This is a genomic window from Actinacidiphila oryziradicis (assembly GCF_005047355.1).
In the GTDB taxonomy this organism is placed as follows: domain Bacteria; phylum Actinomycetota; class Actinomycetes; order Streptomycetales; family Streptomycetaceae; genus Actinacidiphila; species Actinacidiphila oryziradicis.
This window is the reverse complement of sequence record NZ_SUMC01000193.1, coordinates 1-7,983: the sequence shown is the minus strand read 5'-3', so window position 1 is coordinate 7,983 and position 7,983 is coordinate 1. Positions and strand designations below refer to the sequence as shown.

General features: G+C 69.8%; 9 protein-coding genes and 3 pseudogenes. 7 read left to right on the top strand and 5 right to left on the bottom strand.

Features of this window, described 5'->3' with window-relative positions:
- Nucleotides 1-667: 667 nt before the first annotated feature.
- Nucleotides 668-802 carry a hypothetical protein gene (locus tag FCI23_RS62875; protein WP_265737859.1) on the top strand — a complete coding sequence of 45 codons (135 nt, stop codon included), beginning with the start codon at nt 668-670 and terminating at the stop codon, nt 800-802.
- 69 nt (nt 803-871) lie between these two features.
- On the opposite strand, the gene FCI23_RS52700 is transcribed toward FCI23_RS62875, so the two are convergent.
- On the bottom strand, nt 872-1,579 hold the full coding sequence (locus tag FCI23_RS52700) for a DUF1775 domain-containing protein (protein WP_136731086.1): 708 nt from the start codon (nt 1,577-1,579) through the stop codon (nt 872-874).
- A 74-nt stretch (nt 1,580-1,653) separates the two neighbouring features.
- Nucleotides 1,654-2,184 (bottom strand): hypothetical protein, encoded by a 531-nt coding sequence (locus tag FCI23_RS52695; protein WP_136731084.1) that lies wholly within the window; start codon nt 2,182-2,184, stop codon nt 1,654-1,656.
- Nucleotides 2,185-2,514: 330 nt separating this feature from the next.
- Between FCI23_RS52695 and FCI23_RS52690 the strand changes: the two are divergent.
- Nucleotides 2,515-2,939: pseudogene (locus FCI23_RS52690) on the top strand (DUF4394 domain-containing protein); the annotation flags it as partial.
- Nucleotides 2,940-3,076: 137 nt separating this feature from the next.
- A complete protein-coding gene (locus FCI23_RS52685) occupies nt 3,077-3,367 on the top strand; it encodes a hypothetical protein (protein ID WP_136731081.1) in 291 nt (96 codons plus the stop codon).
- A 138-nt stretch (nt 3,368-3,505) separates the two neighbouring features.
- On the opposite strand, the gene FCI23_RS61970 is transcribed toward FCI23_RS52685, so the two are convergent.
- Complete coding sequence (locus FCI23_RS61970; protein ID WP_246144884.1) at nt 3,506-4,087, bottom strand: fasciclin domain-containing protein; 582 nt, start codon at nt 4,085-4,087, stop codon at nt 3,506-3,508.
- 236 nt (nt 4,088-4,323) lie between these two features.
- On the opposite strand from FCI23_RS61970, the gene FCI23_RS52675 reads away from it, so the two are divergent.
- Entirely contained in the window at nt 4,324-4,863 is a 540-nt protein-coding gene (locus FCI23_RS52675; protein WP_136731078.1) for a hypothetical protein, read from the top strand.
- A gap of 89 nt (nt 4,864-4,952) precedes the next feature.
- Here FCI23_RS52675 and FCI23_RS52670 read toward each other — a convergent pair whose 3' ends face one another.
- The gene (locus tag FCI23_RS52670; RefSeq protein WP_136731076.1) at nt 4,953-5,465 is read right to left on the bottom strand and encodes a carboxylate-amine ligase; all 513 of its coding nucleotides are present in this window, start codon (nt 5,463-5,465) and stop codon (nt 4,953-4,955) included.
- A gap of 74 nt (nt 5,466-5,539) precedes the next feature.
- Here FCI23_RS52670 and FCI23_RS61965 point away from each other — a divergent pair.
- From FCI23_RS61965 to FCI23_RS52660, 3 genes and pseudogenes are all read left to right on the top strand, one after another.
- Nucleotides 5,540-5,800 (top strand): annotated as a pseudogene (locus FCI23_RS61965) (glutamate-cysteine ligase family protein); the annotation flags it as partial.
- A gap of 412 nt (nt 5,801-6,212) precedes the next feature.
- Nucleotides 6,213-6,632 carry a hypothetical protein gene (locus FCI23_RS61960; RefSeq protein ID WP_246144883.1) on the top strand — a complete coding sequence of 140 codons (420 nt, stop codon included), beginning with the start codon at nt 6,213-6,215 and terminating at the stop codon, nt 6,630-6,632.
- Between the two features lie 465 nt (nt 6,633-7,097).
- The gene (locus FCI23_RS52660; RefSeq protein ID WP_136731073.1) at nt 7,098-7,337 is read left to right on the top strand and encodes a cold-shock protein; all 240 of its coding nucleotides are present in this window, start codon (nt 7,098-7,100) and stop codon (nt 7,335-7,337) included.
- A 115-nt stretch (nt 7,338-7,452) separates the two neighbouring features.
- Here FCI23_RS52660 and FCI23_RS62870 read toward each other — a convergent pair.
- A pseudogene (locus FCI23_RS62870) lies at nt 7,453-7,710 on the bottom strand (DUF4277 domain-containing protein); the annotation flags it as partial.
- Between the last annotated feature and the right edge of the window lie 273 nt (nt 7,711-7,983).

Here is a 7,983-nt window from a genome sequence, read left to right as displayed (position 1 = left end):
CACCGCCCTGATGGTCGACCTCTATGCAGGAACCGTCGTCTACCGCGCCACGGTGAGCCGAGAACCACTGGACGACGTGGCGATCGATCAGATCGTCAACCTCCTCCTGCACGGATGCACCCCGACCCGGCCGCCATCCCCCAACGACGCAGGCTAATATATTCGGCCGGTCAGACCCCGACGCCCGTCGATCCTGGGGAGCGGCGGCAGCGTGGCTACCCGCAGGGCGTACAGCGCGTGGTGGCGGTGCGGGCGCTCGGCCTGTCCAGGGCGAACAGGGTGAGCTGTTCCCGGTCTGGCGCCACCACCCGTTCTTCACCGACAGCCCGTTCGCCAGCAGTCAGCGCTCGGTGGCTGTTTCCCCGACCGTCCGCGAGGTCGACGGGGTGTCGGGCAGCCCCAGCAGCTGCTCCTCTGGAAGAGGGCCTGGCCCAGGAGCCCGGCAACGTGGTGGTCGCAGAGGCCCCGGGGGCCTCCCATGTGGCGCTCCCGGACGCGGACCATTGCGCCAGCAGCCTCCGGTTTCCTGCCGCTCTGGCCCAAAGGGGTGACGACTGCGGCCAGACCCAGGTCGCCGCGCCGCCGGGCGGCGCGGGGAGGGCATCACCGAGGTGAGGGTGCGGGAGCGTGCGCTGCCGCCGCCTCCCAACTCCGGCACCGCCTGGCCGTGCCGGACGCTCCCACCGGCATCAATCCCGTCGAGGTATGGCCCGCCGACTGGACCCGGGGCAATCCTGCGTCCGAAGCGGCCGCGAGTGAACCCGCCGCATCGCTCTCGGGGACCGTCGTCCTGCGCTGCTGACACCACCACGGCCGCCACCGCGCCCGCTGCCCGCCAGGGCCGCGGCGCCGGGCGCCACGCCCGTACGGCTCAGGCGGAAGGGCTCTTGAACCACAGCACGGCGCCTACGAGCGCGAGCATGGCGCAGATGAGGACGGCCACGATCGTGGTGCCGTTGTTGCTGTCGGAAGCGTCGGTCTCCTGTGCCACGGGGCTTTCCTTCCCGGTCTCCGACGCGGCGGCCAACGCCCCGCTGGAGTTGGGGCTGCTGCCCGCGCCGGTACTGGGGCTGGGGTTGATCGGGGCGGCGGCCTTCAACTTGAGTACCGGAGCGGGCTTTTCGGGCTCGGCACCGCCCGTGGGTAGTTCGATCCACCGCGACACCTTGCCGTCGCTGTAGGTGTCGAGGGTCTTGAAGGCCAGCGACTTCGCGTCCGGCAGCTGCCGCACGACGATGCTGTGCTCGGCGTCCTTCCCCGGTGCGAGCGCGGGACCGCCGACGGTGTACCCGTCAGCGGTGGGCCGCAGTTTCCAGCCTTTGGGGGCGTCCTTGGCCGTGACCGCGTCCGGGGTGATGCCCACAGGCAGCACGATGCGGATCTTGGTGAAGCCGGACGAGTCGGATTCGGCCTCGTTGGTGAAGGTCAGGGTGACGTTCTCGGCCAGGGCCTGGGCCTTGGAGGCAGTCACTTCAGTATGCGCGGAGGCAGGGTCGGCAGCGGCGAAGACGGCAGCCAGCGCCGCGGCTGCGATCACACAGAGGCGTCGCACGCGGGTGGAGGGGTGTGCGGTAAGCACGAAGGATTCTCTCCTCGCTCGGGGGGGTCCGCGCGGGCAGGCGCGGTCCGTGAAGATCGGCAGGTTCGGATCGGTCACTGCCAAACGGGAGGTCCCCTGCGAACGAGGGAATGGGCAAGCAGCGCCGTGCCGAGGCCGGCAACAGGTGCGGTCTGCGGAGCTCGTGGGCCATAGGGTCCAGCGCCGTGAGCCGGACGGAACAGACACCAGGTCAGCAGCCGGGCCAGGACGGCAGCGAGGGAGCGTAGGAGACGGACGAGAACCGACGGCAGCGCGGACAGCCGGCGGTCGGCGCCGTGCAGCAGCAGCGCTACCGCCACAGCCGCCAGGGCATGGGCAGCGAGCATCAGCAGGGTGCCGTGAGCGTCACGGTGTCCCGGCATGCCCAGCATGGCACCGTCGTGGTGGCCGCAGAGGGCCTGCACGCGGTGGAGCAGGACCTGGCCGGTCAAGGTCCCGCCGACGGCACCGGGCAGGCAGCGGATCCGCCCGACCCAAGGCAGGACGGCAAGGAAGAGGGCGGCCGTGGCGAACGACAGCGGCCCGTACGGCACCGGCGACTCGGTGGCCAGATGGTGCCCCACCGCAGCCAGGGCGGCGCTCACCACCGCGAAAGCGCCCGCGTGCCAACACCGCGTCGCCACCCGAACCTGCAGGGGCGACCCGGCGCCGGTTACGCGACTGCCTCTGGCTGCCATGCCCGCCCATCATCCACGTCTTCGGGGCGCCTGACGCCCGACAAGGCCGCTATACCCCCGATTGGGTGAAAGCCGGACTCACGACCGATGCGGGACCCTATGATCCGGCCTGCGCACTCGATTCGTTACTACAAGTAGTTGAATGACTACCATTAGCGGTGTGCGGATTCTAGTACGGGTAGGAGAGCGGAACTCGGCACCCCGGATGCTGCTGAACCCGGGCGTCTGCTGCTGACGGTCGACGACAAGGCCGCCCCGCTCGGCACCTCGGTCGACGGCATGCTGACCAACCCGACCATGCCGCCGTCCACGGCCATGGGCGTCACGGGCGCCGCGTACACGAACAACGACCTGAACGCCGCGCCGCGACCGCCCTGTTGACATCGACACCATGGCCGACCGCGTCTCCCTCCAGTCACCCGCCAACGCCGGCACCCTCGCCCCGGCCGGAAACCTCAGTGTGAACGCCGGCCCGGACGCCGGATTCGACATCTACTTCTCACCCAAGCACGGCACCAACCAGGGCTTCGCCGCCCTCAACACCGCCGGCAGCTCCCGCCTCTACGAGATCAACGTCCTCACCGGGCCCCGCCCACGACCTGGGCGCCTTCCCCAAGAACCGTCAGGTCACCGACCTCGCCCTGCCCCTGAACCAGCACTGACACCCCCTGCGCGACGCGTGCGCCGGTGCGGGCGGCCGGGGCCTGTCACTCGTGTGGACCGTGCCGAGGGGCGGCGGGTGACACGTGATCATAGCGTCGGCCTTGTCCGATTCGGCTTTCCTGGGAAGGATTTGTCCATGAAGCGCATTGCCCGTGGCCTCTTGCTGGCCTGCATGACCGCCGCCGTCCTGGTTCCGACGATGGGTACGGCCTCGGCTGCTCCGGCCGTCGCGCAGGCCTCGGCGTTCGACCACCACCGTTTTGATCGGGACTGCGACCGCGGCTGTTTCGACCGCCGGGACTTCGACCGCGACCGTTTCGACCGCAGAGACTGCGACCGCGACCGTTTCGACCGCCGGGACTTCGACCGCGACCGTTTCGACCGCCGGGACTTCGACGACATCCGCATTGGTCTCATCGTGCTCTGACGCAGCGGTCACGCGGCTGCGGGCATCACCCGGCGAGGGTGGTGCCCACAGCTTTCGTGTTCCATGCCGTTGGGGCCGGACCGTCGCCGATGATGACCCGGCCGCTACGGCCGTTCTCGCTGTTTCCGGGCGCCGGTGCTACTTCGGTATCAGGACGGTGTCGACGATGTAGACGGCCGCGTTGGAGGAGTCGTCGATCTTGTAGGCCTCGCCCGAGCCGGTGGTGGTGAGCTTGCCCTTGCGCAGGGTGTCGAAGGAGCCGCTCTCCAGCTGCTTCGGCGTCACCTTCTGACCCACCACGTGGTAGGTGAGGATCTTGGTCAGGGTGGCCTTGTCGGCGAGGACCTTGTCCAGGCCGGCTGTCGGGATCTTCGCGAAGGCGTCGTTGGTCGGGGCGAACACGGTGATGTTCTTGGCGTTGTGGAGGGTATCGACCAGGCCGGCCTGCTTGACGGCGGCGACCAGGGTCGACCGGTGAGGCGCCCGCAACTGGCGTACGCCGCGGTGCCGGCGTCCAGCGTCGAGCTGGCCGCCGTCGACGACGGCCCGGTGCCGGCCGGGAAGGCCCCCACGCCGGACGGGTACCTCGCTTGATGAGGGGACCGCGCGCAAGGTGGCGGAGACGGTGCCGGGCGGCACCCGGGCTGGCCGCGAGTCCCGGGCCGGGCTGTTCGTGCGCTGGTGCAACTCCCGGGGCCGGATCCACTCCGACCCGGGCACGGTCGCCGACTACGCCAACTGGCTTGCCGACTGCGGGCATCCGGCCGAGATGATCACCGCCTGCACCACGACGCCCGCCAGCCTGCGGGCCAGCGCCGGCGGCCCGCTGCTGGACTCCGAGCGGCACCTGATCCAGGGCGTCATCAACCGCCGCGCGCAACTCGACGCCGCCGGCCCGGACGGCCAGGGCGACGCGCTGCAGGCTAGGCGAGTGCACTCGGGCCTACCTGATCGCGATGCTCGCCACCCTCGACCGCCGCACCGTGCGCGGCCGCCACGACGCGTTCGCGCTGTCGCTGCACTGGCACATCGCCGGCCGGGCCAGCGAGCCGGCCGCGCTGAATCTGCGCGACCTGCGCGAGGTGAGCGCGGAGTACCACGACCCGGACACCGGCGTGCCGGTCGGAGGCGGTGCCGCGGTGACCGGCGTGCCGGGCCACCGTTCCTCGTACGACCCGGTGGTGCCGCGCGAGGGCCGTCGCGTGGCGCTCATCGCCTACGTCGTCGACAGCGACATGGTCGAGGAGATCTGCTGTGACCCGGCGGCTGCATCGTGGTGGTCCGCAGGACCGACGTCGCCGACGTGGCGACCTGCCAGTTCGAAGCGGACTTCGACCCCGGTGCCGACGCGCCGCTCTTCACTCATCTGCCAGGGTTCCGCGCCGGTGGCTTCGCCCGGGAGGACCCGGATCTGCGACGACGTGCTGCACGGCCTCCGGCTTGTAGACGACGTCCTCGGACGGGCGATTCCGGGTAGGCGAGCCTTCGGCATATAACGCACAGCTCCTCCCCTCGGATGAGAGCCCTGTCCCCCTAAGTATCGCCGCAAACCGGACCGTCTTCCTTCCGAACTGCGCCCAGTGTCTTATGAGGCTGGAGCGGCGCTCCAGGCGGTGAGCATGTCCACAAGAGCGTTGGCTCCCCTCGATTGCAGAGCGTGCCGCTGCTTGTCCGCTGCTGTGCCTTCCTGCAGGAGCCGACGAGCGAGGGCAAGGACCCGGCCCGCGTCGCCCGACTCCTGCAGGCCGGGTTCGAGGTAGGCCATCAGCAGGCTGACGACGTCGCCAGCCTTGCGCGGCTGTGCGGTGAGTGGATCGACGAGCATATCGGCCGTGCCGTGTCGGGCGGCGTACCAATTGGCCGCGGCCAGGAACTCGGGTGACGGGGTGGGGAACGGCAGACCCATCCGCTCCTCGCGAATGACCGTGGCGACCAGTGCGCGGGCTATGCCGGCCAGCATGACGGCGTCGTCAGCCCGCAGCTGCACGTCCATGGCGCGCACCTCAACGGTGGGATAGTGCTCGCACACGCGCGCCTGCCAGTACAGCTGGCCGCGGTCGCGGATGACGCCGCTCGTCGCAAGCTGCGAAGAACGCAACCGACTCACTGGCACGGGCGCCCCTCGGTAGGGGCCCGAGACCTCGGACATGACACGTATGGCAAAGAGGGCACGTGATCACGCTGGGTGTCGAAGAGGAGTACCTGCTCCTGGATCCGGCCAGTGGCCTACCGGTGCCGTTGGCAGACGAGGTACGCGCTGCGGCCGACCTGGAAAGCGCCGTGAACCCCGGGGAGGTCCAGCCCGAGCTGCTCCAGGTCCAGGTGGAGGTCGCCACACCCGTCTGCCGTAATCTGAAGGAGGTAGGCGGGCACCTCTCGCGAATGCGCCATGCGCTCAGCGCCGCAGCGGAGAAAGCCGGCTGTCGGATCGCCGCCTGCGGAGCGGCCCCCTTCACTGTGGAAGGCCAACTGGCGGTTCGCCCGGGAGGACGCCTTCTTCTACCACGGTCAGCGCCGCCGCCCACGCGGCGGCCAGGGGCCCGCGGACGGCGCCGGCCGACAGCATGTGTCCTGGCCCGGTGCGGGGCTCCCGGGCGTGGATCTGATCGTCGTCCTACGCCGGCGTGCACCGGCACGTCCACACGCGGCTTCGCGCATCACGGCGCCGAGCCCGGCCTCGCCCAGCGGGCGCTGGCCTACGAGCGCCGGGCAGGCGCCATCACGGCGCGCCTGACCCGTCTCCTGGGCGGGAAACGCGCAGGCAGACGACCCCGTACGAGCGTTTCTGCGTCCCGGGCCCGCGCGTCGCCCGCCGGCGATCCCGGCCGCGGCGTACGTCTGGGCCGTGGACCACGACTACGGCATGCACCTCACGCTCGCGATGGGCGGCCGCTTCGGCCTCGCCACCAACGACTGGCCCCGGAGCGCCCAGTGGGTCGCCCCCTATCTCTCGATCATCGCCAACGCCTTGGACCAGGAAGAGTCCGCGGCGTTCTTCGAGGCGGCCCGACGCGCGCACCACCGAGAACTGAAGGTGACGAAAGCCCGGACGCACCAGTTCGGCTTCGCCGCCTACCTGTCCACCCAGCTGGACGACCAGGAGCGGACCCTCGCCCGGGCATCGGCGTGGGAGGCGATCAAGGCGATCCACCACATCGTCCGGCAGGACCGCACCGCCGACTTCGAGCAGTACATCGACTGCGCCATCGATGCCTTCTCCCGCAGCGCCGGACGGCAGCCGGTGGCGGCGGACTCCGGCTCGTAGCCGAGGAGCAGCACCAGGGACAGTCGACCCGCCTCGTGCCGAACGCTGCATGCGTTGCACCACCTGCTGCTGCACTCCGGAGCTGGTCTGTTGCACGAGCAGCACCCGTGTGCCGCCTGGGCTGCAGCGCGCGGGGCGCTTCGAGGAGCAGGTGGAGTTCTGTTACCACTACGCCAGGGGAGCGAAGCAGATCCGGGCCGAGGAGGACCCCACTTACCTTGTGCTGCCGTGTCGGGACCCTCGCCGGACTGCGTTCGGTGAGACAGCGACTGCGTTGCATGAGAACGGACAGGGGCCGGTATCCCGTCTGACCGAACTTTGAGTGCGTCTCATCGGAGTGTGAGCGCGTGTCCTGGCGCGCATCGCCGTATGCGGGTAGGGAACATTTGGGAGCCGGAGTCGCGATGGGGCTGCGGCACGGCACGTCAAGGACATGCCGTGGCATGGGATGAAGGAACGTGGCCAATGGCAACAGGCAAGGTGAAGTGGTTCAATGCGAAGAAGGGCTTCGGTTTTATCGCACAGGATGACGGCGGCCCGGACCTGTTCGTGCACTACTCCGCTGTCCAGACCAGCGGCTTCAAGGAGCTGGATGAGGGAGAAGTGGTCGAGTACGAGGCCACCCAGGGCCCCAAGGGCCACCAGGCGGAAAACGTCGTTCGCGCGACCCAGAACACCGAGCGGCGTCCTGTCGCCCGCCGGTGACCGCAAGGGCAGGGCGCCGGCGCCGGTGACACGGGCTGGGTGGCTCGCACAGAGCCGGTTCCTGCCCGAACTGGCCCGTCACACCCGCTGGTGTCCGGCGCGGGTCCAGGGCGCGGCCGATGCGGTCGTCGTTGAGGAAATCGGGAGTGATGCCGAAGACCTCCTCCACCGCCCACTGCGCGGCCCACTGGTTGACCTTGAACATCGGCATCGGCGAGGAGAGCCGGTTGGCGATCAGTACCTCGATGACCTGCCCGTGGCTGATGTGCGCGATGTCGGTCCGCATCGGGCACAGTCCGTCGATCATCCCGGCGACGTCCAGACGGCGCAGAAACTGCGCAGACGCGGGCAGAGAGCCCAGCCGCTTCTCCACCACAGAGGTGATCAGAAGCTCGGCACGGGGGCGGTGGACCCGGGAGCGGGCAGAACCGGTGAAGACAGGCACGCCACCTACAACGCTCCAGAAACCGTCTCGGACACCGCCCCGACGCCGAACCACCACAACGAAGCACCTGCGAAAGACAGGCCTAGCCGCAATGCCGCTGTTTTAAGCGGTGACCTTGGGTTTTCGCTTGGCCGGGGCGCTCTTGGACGCGGGGGTGATGGTGACCGCCTCGGCCGGCGGGGCGGCGGGCTGGGGCCAGGT

Excerpts from the sequence above, each read along its gene's own strand:
- FCI23_RS52685 (WP_136731081.1), top strand. The coding sequence starts at position 3,077 with ATGAAGCGCATTGCCCGTGGCCTCTTGCTGGCCTGCATGACCGCCGCC.
- FCI23_RS52675 (WP_136731078.1), top strand. The coding sequence starts at position 4,324 with ATGCTCGCCACCCTCGACCGCCGCACCGTGCGCGGCCGCCACGACGCG.
- FCI23_RS52660 (WP_136731073.1), top strand. The coding sequence starts at position 7,098 with ATGGCAACAGGCAAGGTGAAGTGGTTCAATGCGAAGAAGGGCTTCGGT.